We start from the raw sequence: 17,089 nt of genomic DNA, 5'->3' as shown, positions 1-17,089 counted from the left end.
CCATGCCCATGCACCGCCGCCAACTGCTGGCCGCCGCCGCTCTGACCGCTTACCTGCCTGCCGTCTGGGCGGCAAAGGGGTATCCCAACAAGGCGATCCGCATCGTCGTGCCCAACGCCCCGGGCGGCGCCGCCGACATCACGGCGCGCGCGGTGGGCGAGCACATGACCAAAACGCTGGGCCAACCCATCGTGATCGAAAACAAACCTGGCGCGGGTGGTGTGGTGGCCGGGCAAACGGTCGCCAGCGCCGCGCCGGATGGCTACACGCTGCTGCTGATCTCCAGCGGCACGGCCGTGAGCGAAGCGCTGTTCAAGTCGTTGCCGTTCGACACGCTCAAGGCGTTCGCGCCGGTGGCGCCGCTGGCCACGTTCGATCTGGTGATCGTCGGCGCCGAGAACGGCCGCTTTGCCACGCTGGGCGATCTCGTGGGCTACGCCAGGCAGAACCCGGGCAAGGTCAACCTGGGCACGCCCAACCTCGGCACCACGCAGCACCTCGCGGCCGAGCTGTTCAAGTCCGCGGCCGGGATCGACCTGCAAGTCGTGCCTTTCAAGAGCACGCCGGACGTGATCACCGCCTTGCGCAGCGGCCAGATCGACGCGGGCTTGGATATCCTCAGCCCGCTGCTGGCCCAGATTCAGGGCAAGGCACTCAAGCCGCTGGCGGTGACCGGGCCCAAGCGCTCACGCGTGCTGCCCGACGTACCCACGGCGCAGGAGGCCGGTGTCAAGGGCTTGAACGCCGCTTCATGGAACGGCCTGGCCGTACCGGCCAAGACGCCCGCCGACGTGATCGCGCGACTGAACAAAGCGGTGAACGCCGCGCTGGCCGACGAGGGTGTGCGCAAGAAGCTGGAAACGCTGAACCTCGATCCGCACCCGGGCACGCCCACGGAGGCGGCGCAGATGCTGCGCGGGGACATTCAGCGCTGGAACGCCGTCATCGACAAGGCGCACGTCGCGCGCCAGTGACAGGCTGCGCGCCAGTCCTGGAATTTCAGACAAAATAGGCCCGCGCGGCTACAACCACCAGCTCAGGCAGCTATTATAAAGAGAGCATATTCAGATGAACGCAGCGCAGCACATTGGCCTCGTCGGCTACGGCGAAGTGGGCAGAATCTTCGCGGCAGGCCTGCTGGGTCAGCCTGGGGTGGCCGCCGTCAGCGCTTGGGACCTGAAGTTTGCCCGCGCCGAGGGCGGCGCCGCCGAAGCCGCCCGGGCGACGCAGGCCGGTGCCATGGCCCAGCCCTCTATGGCGGCTTTGTGCGCGGCGAGCGATCTGGTCATCTCCGCCGTGACCGCGTCCAACACGCTGGCGGTGGCAGAGCAAGCGGCGCCGCACCTGCGGCCCGGCACGCTGTTTCTCGACCTCAACTCGGCCTCGCCCGGCACCAAGCAGCAGTGCGCCGCGCTGGTCGACGGCGCCGGCGCGCACTACGTCGAGGCGGGCGTGATGACCTCGGTGCCGCCCTACGGCATCCGCGTGCCCATGCTGCTGGGCGGCGCGCAAGCCGCTGCGCTGGCCGAGCGCCTGCGCGGCTGGGGCATGGACGCCAAGCCGGTGAGCGACCGCCTGGGCGTGGCCAGCGCCATCAAGATGAGCCGCAGCGTGATGATCAAGGGCCTGGAAGCGCTGGTGATCGAGGCCTACGCCACGGCGCGCGCCTACGGCGTCGAAGACCATGTGCTGCCGACGCTGCAGGAGACCTTCCCGAGCATCGACTGGTCGGAGCAGGGCGCCTACTTCTTCAGCCGCGTGGTGCAGCACGGCCAGCGCCGCGCCGAAGAAATGCGCGAAGCCGCGCGCACCGTGGCCGAAGCCGGGTTCGAGCCGCTGATGGCCAGCGCCATCGCCGCCAAGCAGCAATGGGTGGCCGATCAGGCGCGCGAAGGCGCCTTTGCCGACGTGCCGCCCGGCGCGCCCTGGCAGGCCTACGCCGATGCGCTGTTGGCGCGCCGCGCCCAACCCTGACACCGGCCAGCGCAGATGCTGGGCATTCTGGCCATCACCGGGCCGATCTACATCGTCATCGCGCTCGGTTACCTGAGCGTGCGCGCCGGGTTGTTTGCGCGTGCCGACATGCGCGTGCTGGGGAAGTTTGTGCTGTACGTGGCGCTGCCCGCGCTGCTGTTCGATGCGCTGGCCAACCGGCCGCTGCGCGAAGCACTCCATTGGGACTACCTGCTGGTCTACGCGCTGGGCAGCCTGGCCACGCTGATCGTGATGCTGCTGTGGTTCCGCCGCCGTGCGCAGGCGGACCGTACGCTCGCGGTCGTGCAAACCATGGGCACGATGTGCCCGAACAGCGGCTTCGTTGGCTACCCGATCAACCTGCTGGTGCTGGGTGCGGTGGCGGGCAGCATCCTGGGCATGAACATGCTGGTGGAAAACCTGCTGCTGATCCCGCTGCTGCTGGCGCTGATCGACGTTGCGCAGGGCGGCGGCCACTGGCGCGACGTGCTGCGCGGCGTGGCGCGCGGGCTGGTGCGCAACCCGATGGTGCTCGGCCTGGTGGCGGGTCTGCTGGTGGCGTGGACCGGGCTGCCCCTGCCCGGTCCGGTGCAGCGCAGCGTGAGCCTGTTTGCGCAGGCCAGCAGCGCGCTGTCGCTGTTCGTGATTGGCGGTTCGCTGGCGGGCCTATCGATCGTGGGCATGCGCGCGCAGGTGGCGCAGATCGCCGTGGGCAAGCTGATCGTGCACCCGTTGCTGACCTTCGGTGTGCTGGCCGCGCTGGAAGTGGGCGGCATGGCGCCGCTGCAGCCGGAACTGCGCACCGGCGTGCTGCTGGCCACGGCCTGCCCGATGTTCGGCATCTACCCCATCCTGGCGCAGCGCCAGGGCCACGACGGGCTGGCCGCAGCGGCCTTGCTGGGTACGACCGTGGCGTCGTTCTTCACCATCAGCGCGCTGCTGTGGCTGCTGAAGCTGGCGTGACCACGCTCGCGCGTCGAGCGCAACGCCACCGCCCGTTTTCCAAGGAAAAAACGGTGCCAGCGCAGGCCCGATCTGCGCGGGCAGCTACAAAATCAGAAGCGGATGCCGGCCGGGTTGCTCGCGTCACGCGCGGGCGCCACGCTCGGTGCGGCGGGCGCTGCGGCAGAGGCGTCTGCCGCGGGTCCTGCAGCGGGCGCGCGGGCCGCGCTCGCCGGCGCCAGCGGGCTGGCCGTGGGGCGGCGGTAGCTGGCGGGCAACTGCGAGGTCTTGGGGTAACCGGCTGCGTCCAGGTACTGCGTCCATTCCGCGTCGGAAAAGCCTGACAGGCGCTGGCCGCCTATGGTCAGCACCGGCAGGTTGGTGTCGCCCGCGCGGCGTTGCAGGGCTTCAATGTCGTTGTTCGACTCGACCGTTTTCTCGGTGAAGGGAACCCCGCGCTGCACCAGCAGGTTGCGCCCGCTGTTGCAGGGCGCGCAGGCGCTGCCCGAATACAGCGTCACGGGGTAGCGCTGGGCCGTCTGGTTCAGTTGGTAGGGCAGGGCGCCGCCGCTGGCTGGCGTGCCGCCGGCAGCGGTGGGCGCGGCTTCGCGGGCGTTGGCCGCTGGCGGCTTGTCCGAATAGACCACCCGCCCATCGGGGCCGACCGACCGGTACACCTGCGCACTGGCGGCACTGGCCAGCAGCGCCAGGGCCGCACAGGCTGCGGCGGACACGAAGCGAGAAGAGGATGGGTGCAGCATCGGACAGTGACTCCCTTGTCGAGACCTGAAAACAGCCAGGGCGGCAGAGCGCCTCGCGCTCAGGCCATGCCTTGGTGGCGCAACAAGGCATCCAATGAGGGCTCGCGCCCGCGGAACGCCTTGAACGATTCCATGGCCGGGCGGCTGCCGCCCGCTTCCAGAATGGCCTGGCGGTATTTTCGCCCGGTTTCCACGTTCGGCGAGCCGTCGGGGTGGGCAGATTCCTCGAAAGCGGCGTATGCGTCGGCGCTCAGCACCTCGGCCCACTTGTAGCTGTAGTAGCCCGCGGCGTAACCGCCGGCGAAGATGTGGCTGAAGGTGTTGGCCATGCGGTTGAAGGCGGGCGGGTGGATCACCGCCACCTCATCGCGCACTTCTTCCAGCAGTTTCTGGAAGTCCGCGGCGCGCGCGGGCTCCGTGTGCAGCCGCATGTCGAACAGGGCGAACTCGATCTGGCGCACCGTCTGCATGCCGGCCTGGTAGTTCTTGGCGGCCAGCATCTTGTCGAACAGCGCGCGCGACAGCGGCTCGCCGGTGTCGACGTGGGCCGTCATGTGGCGCAGCACATCCCATTCCCAGCAGAAGTTCTCCATGAACTGGCTGGGCAGCTCGACCGCGTCCCATTCCACGCCGCTGATGCCGGACACGTCGTGCTCGTTCACCTGCGTCAGCATGTGGTGCAGGCCGTGGCCAAACTCGTGGAACAGCGTGGTGACGTCGTCGTGCGTCAAGAGCGGCGGCTTGCCGTTCACGCCTTCGGCGAAGTTGCAGACCAGTTGCGCCACCGGCGTCTGCAGCGCGCCGGTGTCGGGGCGCAGCCAGCGGGCGCGCACGTCGTCCATCCAGGCGCCGCCGCGCTTGCCGGCGCGCGCGCCGGGGTCGAGGTAGAACTGGCCGAGCAACTGGCCGCCGCGCTCGATGCGGTAGAACTCGACGGACGGATGCCACACGGGCGCGCTGTCCTTGCGGATGGCCACTTCAAACAGCGTCTCGACGATCTTGAACAGGCCGGCCAGCACCTTGGGCGCCGGGAAGTACTGCTTGACCTCCTGCTCGCTGAAGGCGTAGCGCGCTTCCTTGAGCTGTTCGCCAATGTAGGCCCAGTCCCAGGCCTGCGGGTCGTTCAACTGCAATTTTTCGGCGGCGTAGGCGCGCAGATCGTTCAGGTCGCGCTCGGCAAAAGGCTTGGCCTTGCCCGCCAGGTTGCGCAGGAAGTCGATCACCTGCTGCGGCGACTCGGCCATCTTGGGCACCAGGGACACTTCGCCGAAGTTGGCGTAGCCCAGCAGCTGCGCTTCTTCCTGGCGCAGCGCGAGGATTTCGCGGATGACGGGGGCGTTGTCGTACTTCACCGCGTCGCCATCGGCGAAGTCGGACGCGCGGGTGACGTAGGCGCGGTACAGGCGCTCGCGCAGCGGGCGGTGCGTGCCGAACTGCATCGCCGGCAGGTAGCTGGGCAGCTTCAGCGTCAGCTTGTAGCCAGGCTGACCTTCGGCTTCGGCGGCGGCGCGGGCGGCGTCCTGCACGTCGTGCGGAATCCCAGCGACTTCTTCATCGTTGGCGTAGTAGGCGTAGCCGTCGGTGGCGTCGAGGGCGTTTTCGCTGAACTTCTGGCCGAGCTCGGCCGCGCGGGCCTGGATGTCGGCAAAACGGTCCTTGGCCGCGCCCTGCAACTCGGCGCCGCCCAGCACGAAGCCGCGCAGCGCGTTGGTGCGGGCCTGGCGCTGTTCATCGTTCAGGCTGGCCGGGTCGATCGCCTTGTACTTGGCGTACAGCCGCTCGTCCGAACCCAGACGGGTGTAGAACTCGGTGACTTTCGGCAAGGCGTCGTTGTAGGCGGCGCGCAGCTCGGGCGTGTCGGCCACGGCGTTCAGGTGGCTCACGGCGCCCCAGGCGCGACCCAGGCGTTCGGTCGCCACGTCGAGCGTGCGCGCCAGCGCGGCCCAATCCGCGGGGAAGTCCGGCTGCGTGACCTCGCTCAGCGCCTTTTCGGCACCGGCCAGCAGCGTGTCGACGGCGGGGCCGACGTGCTCGGGCCGGATCTGGTCAAACAAGGGCAGGCCGGAAAAGTCCAGCAGGGGATTGGGTGCGGTGGCGTTCATGGGCTTTAGCGTGGGGGCGTTGGCCAGGGTTTCAAGACAGATGCTGCGTGGAGTGCGCGGCAATGGTTTCAGCCAAATGTGACGCTGGCCCTACAACCACCTACGCAACCAGCTCCTAAAAACGGAGTTTCTGACGGTGGCACACGTGGGCGCGTTCGGCGCCTCAGCCGCCGCTGGCGCGCTCGGCCGCTTCCAGCGTGTTGACCAGCAGCATCGCGCGCGTCATCGGGCCGACGCCGCCAGGCACGGGTGTGATCCAACTGGCGACTTCTTTCACCGCGTCAAAGTCGACGTCGCCGCACAGCTTGCCTTCGTCGTTGCGGTTCATGCCCACGTCGATCACCACGGCGCCGGGTTTGACCATGTCGGCCGTCAGCACGTTGCGCTTGCCCACGGCGGCGACGATGACGTCGGCTTGCAGCGTGTGCGCCTTCAGATCGCGCGTCCCGCTGTGGCAGACGGTGACGGTGGCGTTCTTCTGCAGCAGCAGCAGCGCCATCGGCTTGCCCACGATGTTGCTGCGGCCCAGCACCACGGCGTTCTTGCCCTTCAGGTCGACGCCGATCGATTCGAGCATCTTGAGGCAGCCGTAGGGCGTGCACGACACGAAACCGGGTTGCCCGACCATCAGCGCGCCCGCATTGGCGACGTGAAAGCCGTCCACGTCCTTGTGCGGCGCAATCGCTTCAATCACGCGCTGGGCGTTCATGTGCTTGGGCAATGGCAGCTGCACCAGGATGCCGTGCACCTTGGCGTCGGCGTTCAGCGCACGAATGCGGGCGAGCAGGGCGTCTTCGGTGGTGTCCACCGGCAGGCGGTCGAGCGTGGCCTGCAGGCCGGTCTGCTCGCTGTCGGCGACCTTGTGCTTCACGTAGACCTGGCTGGCCGGGTCGTCGCCCACCAGCACGATGGCCAGGTGCGGTTGCACGCCGCGCGCCTTCAGGCGGGCGACGCGGTCAACCACCTCGGCGCGGACCTGGCGCGCCAAGGCGTTGCCGTCGATGAGCTGTGCGGTCATGAACGATGCCTTATGAATGAAAAAGGCCGCCAGCGCTAGAGAAATCTGCGCAGGAAGCTATCAAAAAAAGAGTATGCAAGCCGGAAACGAAAAGGGCGCCCGCGGCGCCCCTGGCTTCATCAGGCGCGCGCCGGCGCCTGCTTGAGCGCGATCTTCAGCAGATCGGCCACCGTGTTGGCGCCCAGCTTTTCCATGATGTTGGCGCGGTGCGCCTCCACCGTCTTGATGCTGATGCCCAGGTCGTCGGCGATCTGCTTGTTCAGTCGGCCGGCGACGATGCGCTCCAGCACCTGCGCTTCGCGCCCGGTGAGCTTGGCCAGCAGCGCGTCGCGGCTGGCGCTCTGCTGCTGTTCGGAGAAATTGGCGCGCGCCTGCTCCAGCATGCGCTCGACCAGCGAGATCAGCTGCTCTTCCTTGAAGGGCTTCTGGATGAAGTCCAGCGCGCCCTTCTTCATGGTGTCGACGGCCAGCGGGATGTCGCCGTGGCCGGTGATGATGGCGATCGGCAGCGGCGAGCCGCGTTCGACCAGGCGGTCCTGCAACTCCAAGCCGCTCATGCCGTTCATGCGGATGTCAACGATCATGCAGGCCACTTCGCGCGGGTCGTAGCGGGCAAGGAACGTCTCGGCCGATTCGAAACAGCGCACGCGGAAGTCCTGGCCTTCCAGCAGCCACTGGACCGAATCACGGACCGCTTCGTCGTCATCGACCACGTACACCGTGCCGCGCTTGGGAATCAAACTCATGCCACAACCTTCGCTTCGGACTTCTCAGGAAAGCTGTCGTGCGCCGGCCCCACGGGGATCCAGAATGTGAAACGACAGCCCACAACGTCGTCGGAATTGTAGAGGTTCTCCGCCTGGATCCGCCCCTGGTGCGACTCGACGATGGAGCGGCACAAATTCAGGCCAATGCCCAGGCCTTCGTTCTTGGTGGAGAAGAAGGCTTCAAACAGGCGCGCCAGCACCTCCTGCGCCAGGCCCTGGCCCTGGTCCGTCACGCTGAATTCGACCACCGGCATGCCGTCGATATCGCGCTGCTCCACAGTCAGCTCGACGGTGCGCTGCGGCGGCGGACGCTGGGCCACGTCGACGGATTCGGCGCCGTTCTTGATCAGGTTGATCAGCGCTTGCTCGATCAGGATAGGGTCGACGAAGAGGGCCGGCAGGCGCGGCGCGATGCGGTGCACCAGGCGCACCTGGCGGCGGCGCAGCTCGATCTCGGCCAGCTCGATCACCTCGTCCATCATGGCGCCGACCTCGGCCCATTCGCGCTTGGGTTCGCTGCGCTTGACGAAGCTGCGGATGTGCTGGATGACCTGGCCGGCGCGCTGCGCCTGGCGTGCGGTCTTGTCCAACGCGCCCAGCAAGTCTTCCTGCGTGATGGCGCCGCCCTTGATGCGCGAAATCATGCCGGTGCAGTAGTTGCTGATGGCCGTCAGCGGCTGGTTCAGCTCGTGCGCGACGCTGGAGGCCATCTCGCCCATGGTGATCAGGCGGCTGGCGGTCTGGGCGCGTTCGGCCTGCGCGGCGGCCAACTCCTCGGCTTGACGGCGCGCGGTGATGTCGGTGGCAATCACCATCTGCGCCAGCCGGCCGTCCACCCAGTTGAGGTAGCGCGACCGCACTTCCAGCCACTTGTCGAGCCGCTCAACATACACCTCGGCGTGCTCGGCCAGCGGCGTGGCGGCCAGGCTCTCCAGCGGCAAGCCGGCAAACGAGTCGACCGCGTCCAGGCTTTCGTCGCTGACGTGCGTCTCGGGCGTGCCGGCGCGCACCACCAGCTGCATGTGGCCGGCCGTGGTGCCGCCAAACCACTGCCGGTACAGCTTGTTGGCGAACAGCAGCTCTTCGCTGCCCAGCGGCGCCACCGACACCGAGGCGTCCAGCGCCTCCAGCACGGTGGTGAAGCGCTCGTAGGAGGCCGAGAGCTGGCGGCGCACACGGTTGGGCTCGGTGATGTCGGTCATCGACGCCATCCAGCCGGTCTGGCGGTTGCTGGCGTCGATCAGCGGCGACACGTACAGGCGTGCGTCGAACACCGAGCCGTCCTTGCGCTTGACGCGCATCTGAAACCCCGACGGGTCGGACGCACCGGCGAGCTCTTCGGTCAGGCGCGTGACCAGCACCTCGTGGTCTTCGTCGGGCCAGTAGGGGAAGGGCTCGGACTGGCCGAGCAACTCTTCCTCGGTCCAGCCCGTCATCTGGCAGAAGGCCGGGTTGACGTAAATGATGCGACCGTCGAGGTCGAGCGCGCGCATGCCAGTCAGCATGGAGTTTTCCATCGCTCGGCGGAAGGTGGTTTCGGCCTGCAGCGCCTGCTGCGCTTCCTGCCGGCGCTGCGACTGGCGCCAGTTGGCGATCAGCATCCAGGCCGTCATCGCCGCCAGCACAGCGACCAGCCAGAACAAGGTGCCGCCCACCACGTTCTGCGAGGTGCGCCAGGCCTGTGCGCGCAGCACCAGGCCATTGCCCACGGGCGACACCGGACTTTCGAACTCGTTGACCTTGCTGGTCCAGGGCAGCATGTCCGACAGGTTTTCGCGTTCCGGGATGCTCTGGCCGGTGAGCAACTGGCTCTTGCCGTCCAGCAAGGCCACGGCGTATTTGGCGAGGATCTCCGCTGGCACGCCGTAGCGCAGCAGGCCATCGACCGAGTACTCGACCAACAGTTCGCCCGCGTACTGGCCCTTGGCCGTGAGCGGCACGTGCAGCTGCAGCACCGGGTCGGTGTCCTTGCTGGCGATAGGTTGGGCGTAGACCGGCTGCATCAGGTCGCGCGCCAGGTCGTAGCCCGTCAGCGTGTCGCTGGGCGTCAGCACGCCTTGCGACAGCCAGTCGCGCGGCATCATCAGGCTGGGCGAGCTTTCACCGCGCAGCACACGGCGGTGCTCGTCGATCCAGTGGATGGCCAGCAGCTCGGGGTTCTGTGCGACCAGCGCTTCGGCGCGCGAGGCGAACTGTTCGGCGTCGACGTCGCGGTTGGAGATGTCACGGGCCAGCCGCATCATCTGTTCCTGCCGCTCGATGAGGCGCAGGCGCAGGCGTTGCTGGGCGTATTCAACGTCCCGCTTGACGGCTTCCTGCTCGCGACGGACTTCTTCCACCCGCAGGTACCAGAAAGCCGCCGCAATCGCAGCCAGAAAGAGCAGTACGGCCGCCAGCGGCGCGAGGTTGGCAAGGCGCTGGGTCAGCGATTGCCGGGCCCGTCGCCACCAGGGCGCAGGCGCCGCCGGGAGGTTGTCGACGGAGGGCATGGTGAACATGGAACCCGCCAGTGTAGAGCAGGGCGTTCCCTGCGCGCATTGTGGGCCGCACACCACGAAATTTCTCTATGAAATTTCACAATGTGAATATCAAAACCAGAACTCGGAATTTGAGGCCGACTTATGCAATGATCTGGTCTTCGTTCACAATGAACTTGAGCCTAGGTCAACTAAAGGAGACAACTACATGTCCGCAGAGCCTACTGCAGCAGCCCCCGGCCAGGATCCCGATCAACAGGAAACCCGCGAATGGACGGATGCGCTTTCGTCCGTGATCGAGCAGGCGGGACCTGAGCGCGCCCACTTCCTGCTGGAGCAGCTTCTGGAGAGCGCCCGCCAGCATTCAATCGATCTGCCGTTCTCGGCCACGACCGGCTACGTGAACACGATCGAGCCCGATCAGGAGGCGCGCAGCCCCGGCAACATCGCGATCGAAAAGCGCCTGCGCGCCTATATGCGCTGGAACGCCATGGCCATGGTGGTGCGGGCCAACCGTTTGAACCCCGAAGACGGTGGCGACCTGGGTGGTCACATCGGCTCGTTTGCGTCGCTTGCCAGCATGTGGGGGGCCGGCTTCAACCATTTCTGGCACGCCGAGAGCGAAGACCACGGCGGCGACTGCATCTACTTCCAGGGCCACAGCGCGCCCGGCATCTACGCCCGTGCCTATCTGGAGGGCCGCATCACCGAAGACCAGCTGGAGAACTTCCGCCAGGAAGTCGGCGGCAAAGGCCTGTCGAGCTACCCGCACCCCAAGCTGATGCCGGGCTTCTGGCAGTTTCCCACCGTCAGCATGGGCCTGGGCCCGCTGATGGCGATCTACCAGGCGCGCTTCTTGAAATATCTGCACGCGCGTGGCATTGCCAAGACCGACAACCGCCGGGTCTGGGTGTTTTTGGGCGACGGCGAGATGGATGAGCCCGAGAGCAAGGGCGCCATCAGCCTGGCCGCGCGCGAGAACCTCGACAACCTGATCTTCGTGATCAACTGCAACCTGCAGCGCCTGGACGGCCCGGTGCGCGGCAACGGCAAGATCATCCAGGAACTGGAAGGCGACTTCCGGGGCGCCGGCTGGCACGTCATCAAGCTGCTGTGGGGCAAAGGTTGGGACGAACTGCTGCGGCGCGACAAGTCCGGCAAGCTGCGCCAGGTGATGATGGAAACGCTGGATGGCGATTACCAGGCCATGAAGGCCAACGACGGCGCCTGGGTGCGCAAGCATTTCTTCGGCAAGTACCCTGAGACCGCCAAGCTGGTCGAGCACATGACCGACGAAGAGATCTTTGAGCTGCGCCGCGGCGGCCACGATCCGGAGAAGGTGTACGCCGCCTTCCACGCCGCCCAGCACCACAAGGGCCAGCCCACCGTGCTGCTGGTCAAGACCGTCAAGGGTTACGGCATGGGCAAGGCCGGTGAAGGCAAGAACACCGTGCACCAGACCAAGAAGCTGGCCGACGAGGACATCCGCTACATCCGCGACCGCTTCAACATCCCCGTGCCGGACAGCGAACTCGACAAGCTGCCGTACTACAAGCCGGCCGAAGACACACCGGAGATGAAGTACCTGCACGAGAGGCGCAAGGCCCTGGGCGGGTACTTGCCACTGCGCCGCACCAAGTCCGACGAGAGCTTCACCATCCCCTCGCTCGAGACCTTCAAGGCCGTGCTCGAACCCACCGCCGAAGGCCGCGAGATTAGCACCACCCAGGCGTTCGTGCGCTTTCTGACGCAGCTGCTGCGCGACAAGGCCTTCGGCCCGCGCGTGGTGCCCATCCTGGTGGACGAGGCCCGCACCTTCGGCATGGAAGGCCTGTTCCGCCAGATCGGCATCTACAACCCGAAGGGCCAGCTGTACACCCCGGTCGATAAAGACCAGGTCATGTACTACAAGGAAGCCAAGGACGGGCAGATCCTGCAGGAAGGCATCAACGAAGCCGGCGGCATGTGCAGCTGGATCGCCGCGGCCACCAGCTACAGCACGAGCAACCGCATCATGATGCCGTTCTACGTGTTCTATTCGATGTTCGGCTTCCAGCGCGTGGGCGACCTGGCCTGGGCAGCGGGCGACATGCAGGCGCGCGGCTTCCTGCTGGGCGGCACCTCCGGGCGCACCACGCTCAACGGCGAAGGCCTGCAGCACGAAGACGGCCACAGCCAGATCCTGGCCGGCACCATTCCCAACTGCGTCAGCTACGACCCGACCTTCGCCCACGAAGTGGGCGTGATCCTGCACCACGGCCTGGTCCGCATGGTCGAGAAGCAGGAAAACGTCTACTACTACCTGACCCTGCTGAACGAAAACTACCCGATGCCCGGCCTGAAGCCCGGCACCGAGGAAGAGATCATCAAGGGCATGTACCTGTGCCAGCCCGCGCCGCAAGCCGCCGGCAACGCACCGCGCGTGCAGCTGCTGGGCTCCGGCACGATTCTGCGCGAATCGATGGCGGCGCAGGAGTTGCTCCTGAAAGACTGGGGCGTGGCCGCCGACGTCTGGAGCTGCCCGAGCTTCAACGAACTCGGGCGTGAAGGCCAGGACGTGGCCCGGTGGAACCTGCTGCATCCGCTGGAGAAGCCGAAGAAGGCTTTCGTGACCACCCAGCTCGAGCCGCACGCCGGCCCGGTGGTGGCCTCCACCGACTACATGAAGAGCTTTGTCGAGCAGATTCGGCCCTTCATCCCCGAAGGCCGCAGCTACACCGTGTTGGGCACCGACGGCTTTGGCCGCAGCGACTTCCGCTACCGCCTGCGCGAGCACTTCGAGGTCAACCGCCACTACATCACGGTCGCCGCGCTGCACGCGCTGGCGGCCGACGGCAAGGTGCCTCTGGACCGGGTGGCCGCTGCCATCAAGCAGTACGGCATCCAGACCGAAAAGATCAACCCGCTGAACGCCTGACCCGGAGGAGACGAGCATGGCAATGGTGGAAGTCAAAGTCCCCGACATCGGCGATTTCGATGAGGTGGCGGTGATCGAGGTGCTGGTCAAGCCCGGCGACACCGTCAAGGTCGAACAAAGCCTGGTCACCGTCGAGTCCGACAAGGCGTCGATGGAAATCCCGTCCAGTCACGCGGGCGTGGTCAAGGAGCTCAAGGTCAAGCTGGGCGACAAGGTCAAGCAAGGCAGCGTGATCGTGGTGCTGGAAGCGGCCGAAGGATCTGAGCCAAAACAGGCGCCAGACCAGGCTGTTCCTGCGCAAGAAGCTACCAAAAAAGAAGCGGCTGCGCCCGCTGCTGCGCCCGCTGCTGCGCCCGCACCGGCCGCCGCACCGGCGGCCAGCGGCCCGATCGAGGTGCGCGTGCCCGACATCGGCGACTTCAAGGACGTCGCCGTGATCGAGGTCTTCGTCCAGCCCGGCGACAGCGTCAAGCTGGAGCAGAGCCTGATCACCGTCGAATCCGACAAGGCATCGATGGAAATCCCCTCCAGCGCCGCCGGCGTGGTGAAGGAATTGAAGGTCAAGCTGGGCGACAAGCTCAACATCGGCGACCTGCTGGCCATCGTGGAAGGCACGGGCGCCGAAGCGCCTGCGGCTGCATCGCCAGCCCCGGCGCCTGCTGCAGCCCCTGCCGCCAGCGCACCTGCGCCGGCCGCCGCGGCGCCAACACCGGCCGTGGCTGCACCGGCGTCCATGCCAGTGCACAACCCCGCGGCCGCGCCCACGGGCCAGCTGCCCTACGCCAGCCCCAGCGTGCGCAAGTTCGCGCGCGAGCTGGGCGTGCCGCTGGAAGAAGTCAAAGGCAGCGGCGACAAGGGCCGTATCACCGCCGAGGACGTGCATGCCTTCACCAAGCAGGTGATGACCGGCGCCGTGCAGACCAAGGCACAGGCCGCCAAGGCACCGGCCGGTGGCTCCGGCTTGGGCCTGGACCTGCTGCCGTGGCCGAAGGTCGACTTCGCCAAGTTCGGCCCGACCGAGCGCAAGGAGCTGTCGCGCATCAAGAAGATCAGCGGCGCCAACCTGTCGCGCAACTGGGTGATGATCCCGCACGTCACCAACAACGACGAAGCCGACATCACCGACCTGGAAGCCTTCCGCGTGCAGACCAATGCCGAGGCCGCCAAGGCCAAGAGCGATGTCAAGGTGACCATGCTCGCCTTCGTCATCAAGGCGGTGGTCGCGGCGCTGAAGAAGTTCCCCGAGTTCAACACCAGCCTGGACGGCGACACGCTCGTCTACAAGCAGTACTACAACATCGGCTTTGCGGCGGACACACCCAACGGCCTGGTGGTGCCGGTGCTGAAAGACGCCGACAAGAAAGGCATCATCCAGATCAGCCAGGAGATGGGTGAACTCGCCAAGAAGGCGCGCGACGGCAAGCTCGGCGTGGCCGACATGCAGGGCGGCTGCATGTCGATCAGCTCGCTGGGCGGCATTGGCGGCACCCATTTCACGCCCATCATCAACGCCCCCGAAGTGGCCATCCTCGGCCTGTCCAAGAGCGCGATGAAGCCCGAATGGGACGGCAAGGCTTTCGTGCCGCGCCTGATGCTGCCGCTCTCGCTCAGCTACGACCACCGCGTCATCGACGGCGCCGCCGCGGCGCGCTTCAACGCCTACCTGGGCAAGGTGCTGGCGGACTACCGCCGCATCCTGCTGTGAGGGGAGACCGCATCCATGGCCACCATTGATATCAAGGTCCCCGACATTGGCGACTTCAAGGACGTCGCCGTCATTGAACTGCTGGTCAAGCCGGGCGACACCGTCGCGGCCGAGCAGTCGCTGATCACCGTGGAGTCCGACAAGGCGTCGATGGAGATTCCGTCGAGCCACGCGGGCGTCGTCAAAGATCTGAAGGTGAAGATCGGCGACAAGATCAACGAAGGCTCGGTGATCCTCTCGCTCGACGCGGCAGAGCAGGGCGCTGCGGCCGCATCGGCGCCGGCAGAAACTTCCAAGCCAAATTCGGCCCCAGCGCCCGCCCAGCAAGCGCAGCCAGCTACACAAAATGCAGCGCCCTCAGCGTCGCCTCAGGCCAGTGCGGCACCCGGCGTGGCCTTCAGCGGCCAGAGCGATCTGGACTGCGACGTGTTGGTGCTGGGCGGCGGGCCTGGCGGCTACTCCGCGGCGTTCCGCGCGGCCGATCTGGGCCTGAACGTGGTGCTGGTCGAGCGCTACGCCACGTTGGGTGGCGTGTGCCTGAACGTGGGCTGCATCCCGTCCAAGGCGCTGCTGCACGTGGCCGCGGTGATGGACGAGGTCAGCCACCTGGCGGCGCTGGGCATTGACTACGGCGGCGCGCCCCAGCTCGACATCGACAAGCTGCGCACCCACAAGGAAAAGGTCATCGCCAAGCTAACCGGTGGCTTGGGCGCGATGGCGAAGATGCGCAAAGTGACCGTGCTGCGCGGCTACGGCAGCTTTGCCGGAACGCACCACCTGGAGGTCGAAGAGACTTCGGGCGACGGCCAGCAAAAGACCGGCAAGAAGAAGGTCGTGCAGTTCAAGCACTGCATCATCGCCGCCGGCAGCCAGGCCGTGCGCCTGCCCTTCATGCCCGACGACCCGCGCGTGGTCGATTCGACCGGCGCGTTGGCGCTCAAGAGCGTGCCCAAGCGCATGCTGGTGCTGGGCGGCGGCATCATCGGCCTGGAAATGGGTACGGTGTATTCGACCTTGGGTGCGCGCCTCGACGTGGTCGAAATGCTGGACGGCTTGATGCAGGGCGCCGACCGCGACCTGGTCAAGGTCTGGCAGAAGATGAACGCGCCGCGCTTTGACCACATCATGCTCAAGACCAAGACGGTGGGCGCCAAGGACACCGACGCGGGCATTGAAGTCACGTTTGAAGGCGAGGGCGCACCCGCGCCGCAGACCTACGACCTGGTCCTGCAGGCCGTTGGCCGCAGCCCCAACGGCAAGAAGATCGGCGCCGACAAGGCCGGTGTCGCCGTCACCGACCGCGGCTTCATCGACGTCGACATCCAGATGCGCACCAACGTGCCGCACATCTTCGCCATCGGCGACATCGTCGGCCAACCGATGCTGGCGCACAAGGCGGTGCACGAAGCGCACGTCGCCGCGGAAGTCATCGCGGGTGAGCAGAAGGGCGACGAAGCGCTGGCGCGTAGCGCCTTCAACGCGCGCGTGATCCCGAGCGTGGCCTACACCGACCCCGAAGTGGCCTGGGTCGGCCTGACCGAAGATCAGGCCAAGGCGCAGGGCATCAAGGTCAAGAAGGGCTTGTTCCCCTGGAGCGCGTCCGGCCGCGCCATCGCCAACGGGCGCGACGAGGGCTTCACGAAGCTGCTGTTCGACGACAGCCCTGAAGCGCACGGCCACGGCAAGATCCTGGGCGGTGGCATCGTCGGCACCCACGCCGGCGACATGATCGGCGAGATCGCCCTGGCCATCGAGATGGGCGCCGACGCGGTCGACATCGGCAAGACCATCCACCCGCACCCTACGCTGGGCGAAAGCATCGGCATGGCCGCGGAAGTGGCGCACGGCAGTTGCACGGATTTGCCGCCGCAGAAGAAGTAATGCTATTGAATAGCTAGCTGGCCGCGCAAGTCCCTCTAGGGCTGCGCGGCTTTTTTATTGTGATGAGGGAGTGCGATGGGGCTGTGCTTTCGTGGCTCGTGCTCGTCATCGCGTCGATGAGGCTCGCGTGACTTGGTACCTGACCCTGCGTGGAGCGCCTGACTATTCACACCACGCCCCGGCGGCGCCACTGGTGGCGTTTCTCGCCGCCTTGCCGGAGCTTCGCCAGACCGCGCCAGCGCACTTTGCGTCGACCGAAGGACAACCCTGGGTCTGCGTGATCCTGGCGTCATGTGACGCGACCGGTGGCTATGCTTCCAACGAAGAGGCGCTGACGCGTGTCAATGTGGTGGAACTGGTGTGCTCGGACACGGAGAATGCGCTTTGGTACGAATCGCTGGCTGGGCGGATTGCTGATTTTCTGGGGTGGTCAGTGTTCGACGATCACGCGGACAGCGCCGCATAGGCGCTCTTGGGGGGATCGCCAACGGGAGCGGGGCGGTGTCCTGCCAGAACGCTCCATACGCTTTTCAAAAGCAGCCGTG

General features: G+C 66.6%; 12 protein-coding genes. 7 read left to right on the top strand and 5 right to left on the bottom strand.

What is annotated here, in order from left to right; genetic code table 11:
* Window positions 1-8: 8 nt before the first annotated feature.
* The 3 genes from FVQ98_RS15370 to FVQ98_RS15360 all read left to right on the top strand — a co-directional run bounded on the left by FVQ98_RS15370 (window position 9) and on the right by FVQ98_RS15360 (window position 2,937).
* Window positions 9-974: a Bug family tripartite tricarboxylate transporter substrate binding protein gene (locus FVQ98_RS15370; protein WP_147914335.1), complete on the top strand. Its 966-nt coding sequence runs from the start codon at window positions 9-11 to the stop codon at window positions 972-974.
* Window positions 975-1,068: 94 nt separating this feature from the next.
* Window positions 1,069-1,974 (top strand): NAD(P)-dependent oxidoreductase, encoded by a 906-nt coding sequence (locus tag FVQ98_RS15365; protein ID WP_147914334.1) that lies wholly within the window; start codon window positions 1,069-1,071, stop codon window positions 1,972-1,974.
* 15 nt (window positions 1,975-1,989) lie between these two features.
* Complete coding sequence (locus tag FVQ98_RS15360; RefSeq protein ID WP_147914333.1) at window positions 1,990-2,937, top strand: AEC family transporter; 948 nt, start codon at window positions 1,990-1,992, stop codon at window positions 2,935-2,937.
* A 92-nt stretch (window positions 2,938-3,029) separates the two neighbouring features.
* Here the strand turns inward: FVQ98_RS15360 and FVQ98_RS15355 are convergent, their stop codons facing one another.
* The 5 genes from FVQ98_RS15355 to FVQ98_RS15335 all read right to left on the bottom strand — a co-directional run bounded on the left by FVQ98_RS15355 (window position 3,030) and on the right by FVQ98_RS15335 (window position 10,062).
* Window positions 3,030-3,677, bottom strand: a complete 648-nt coding sequence (locus FVQ98_RS15355) for a DUF4124 domain-containing protein (RefSeq protein ID WP_147914332.1) — start codon at window positions 3,675-3,677, stop codon at window positions 3,030-3,032.
* A 59-nt stretch (window positions 3,678-3,736) separates the two neighbouring features.
* Window positions 3,737-5,779 carry a M3 family metallopeptidase gene (locus FVQ98_RS15350; RefSeq protein ID WP_147914331.1) on the bottom strand — a complete coding sequence of 681 codons (2,043 nt, stop codon included), beginning with the start codon at window positions 5,777-5,779 and terminating at the stop codon, window positions 3,737-3,739.
* Between the two features lie 163 nt (window positions 5,780-5,942).
* Window positions 5,943-6,797 carry a bifunctional methylenetetrahydrofolate dehydrogenase/methenyltetrahydrofolate cyclohydrolase FolD gene (gene folD, locus FVQ98_RS15345; protein WP_147914330.1) on the bottom strand — a complete coding sequence of 285 codons (855 nt, stop codon included), beginning with the start codon at window positions 6,795-6,797 and terminating at the stop codon, window positions 5,943-5,945.
* A gap of 119 nt (window positions 6,798-6,916) precedes the next feature.
* A complete protein-coding gene (locus FVQ98_RS15340; protein WP_147914329.1) occupies window positions 6,917-7,543 on the bottom strand; it encodes a response regulator transcription factor in 627 nt (208 codons plus the stop codon).
* A complete protein-coding gene (locus FVQ98_RS15335; RefSeq protein ID WP_147914328.1) occupies window positions 7,540-10,062 on the bottom strand; it encodes a PAS domain-containing sensor histidine kinase in 2,523 nt (840 codons plus the stop codon). Before FVQ98_RS15335 ends, FVQ98_RS15340 begins: the two co-directional genes overlap by 4 nt.
* A 187-nt stretch (window positions 10,063-10,249) precedes the next feature.
* Here FVQ98_RS15335 and aceE point away from each other — a divergent pair, with 187 nt between their 5' ends.
* The 4 genes from aceE to FVQ98_RS15315 all read left to right on the top strand — a co-directional run bounded on the left by aceE (window position 10,250) and on the right by FVQ98_RS15315 (window position 17,010).
* The gene (gene aceE / locus FVQ98_RS15330) at window positions 10,250-12,958 is read left to right on the top strand and encodes a pyruvate dehydrogenase (acetyl-transferring), homodimeric type (protein ID WP_147914327.1); all 2,709 of its coding nucleotides are present in this window, start codon (window positions 10,250-10,252) and stop codon (window positions 12,956-12,958) included.
* Between the two features lie 16 nt (window positions 12,959-12,974).
* Window positions 12,975-14,663: a dihydrolipoyllysine-residue acetyltransferase gene (gene aceF, locus FVQ98_RS15325; protein WP_147914326.1), complete on the top strand. Its 1,689-nt coding sequence runs from the start codon at window positions 12,975-12,977 to the stop codon at window positions 14,661-14,663.
* Between the two features lie 15 nt (window positions 14,664-14,678).
* On the top strand, window positions 14,679-16,544 hold the full coding sequence (gene lpdA, locus FVQ98_RS15320; protein WP_147914325.1) for a dihydrolipoyl dehydrogenase: 1,866 nt from the start codon (window positions 14,679-14,681) through the stop codon (window positions 16,542-16,544).
* A 127-nt stretch (window positions 16,545-16,671) separates the two neighbouring features.
* Window positions 16,672-17,010: a hypothetical protein gene (locus tag FVQ98_RS15315; protein WP_147914324.1), complete on the top strand. Its 339-nt coding sequence runs from the start codon at window positions 16,672-16,674 to the stop codon at window positions 17,008-17,010.
* Window positions 17,011-17,089: the final 79 nt, after the last annotated feature.

Origin of the sequence: Ottowia flava, from assembly GCF_008017535.1 — a bacterium.
Taxonomy (GTDB): domain Bacteria; phylum Pseudomonadota; class Gammaproteobacteria; order Burkholderiales; family Burkholderiaceae_C; genus Ottowia; species Ottowia flava.
The sequence above is the reverse complement of the archived record's forward strand: the minus strand, read 5'-3'. Positions and strand labels throughout refer to the sequence as shown.

Bases quoted from the DNA above. Each gene is read 5' to 3' on its own strand.
- FVQ98_RS15365 (WP_147914334.1), top strand. From the start codon at position 1,069: ATGAACGCAGCGCAGCACATTGGCCTCGTCGGCTACGGCGAAGTGGGC.
- FVQ98_RS15360 (WP_147914333.1), top strand. From the start codon at position 1,990: ATGCTGGGCATTCTGGCCATCACCGGGCCGATCTACATCGTCATCGCG.
- aceE (WP_147914327.1), top strand. From the start codon at position 10,250: ATGTCCGCAGAGCCTACTGCAGCAGCCCCCGGCCAGGATCCCGATCAA.
- aceF (WP_147914326.1), top strand. From the start codon at position 12,975: ATGGCAATGGTGGAAGTCAAAGTCCCCGACATCGGCGATTTCGATGAG.
- FVQ98_RS15350 (WP_147914331.1), bottom strand. From the start codon at position 5,779: ATGAACGCCACCGCACCCAATCCCCTGCTGGACTTTTCCGGCCTGCCC.
- FVQ98_RS15335 (WP_147914328.1), bottom strand. From the start codon at position 10,062: ATGTTCACCATGCCCTCCGTCGACAACCTCCCGGCGGCGCCTGCGCCC.
- folD (WP_147914330.1), bottom strand. From the start codon at position 6,797: ATGACCGCACAGCTCATCGACGGCAACGCCTTGGCGCGCCAGGTCCGC.
- lpdA (WP_147914325.1), top strand. From the start codon at position 14,679: ATGGCCACCATTGATATCAAGGTCCCCGACATTGGCGACTTCAAGGAC.
- FVQ98_RS15370 (WP_147914335.1), top strand. From the start codon at position 9: ATGCACCGCCGCCAACTGCTGGCCGCCGCCGCTCTGACCGCTTACCTG.
- FVQ98_RS15355 (WP_147914332.1), bottom strand. From the start codon at position 3,677: ATGCTGCACCCATCCTCTTCTCGCTTCGTGTCCGCCGCAGCCTGTGCG.
- FVQ98_RS15340 (WP_147914329.1), bottom strand. From the start codon at position 7,543: ATGAGTTTGATTCCCAAGCGCGGCACGGTGTACGTGGTCGATGACGAC.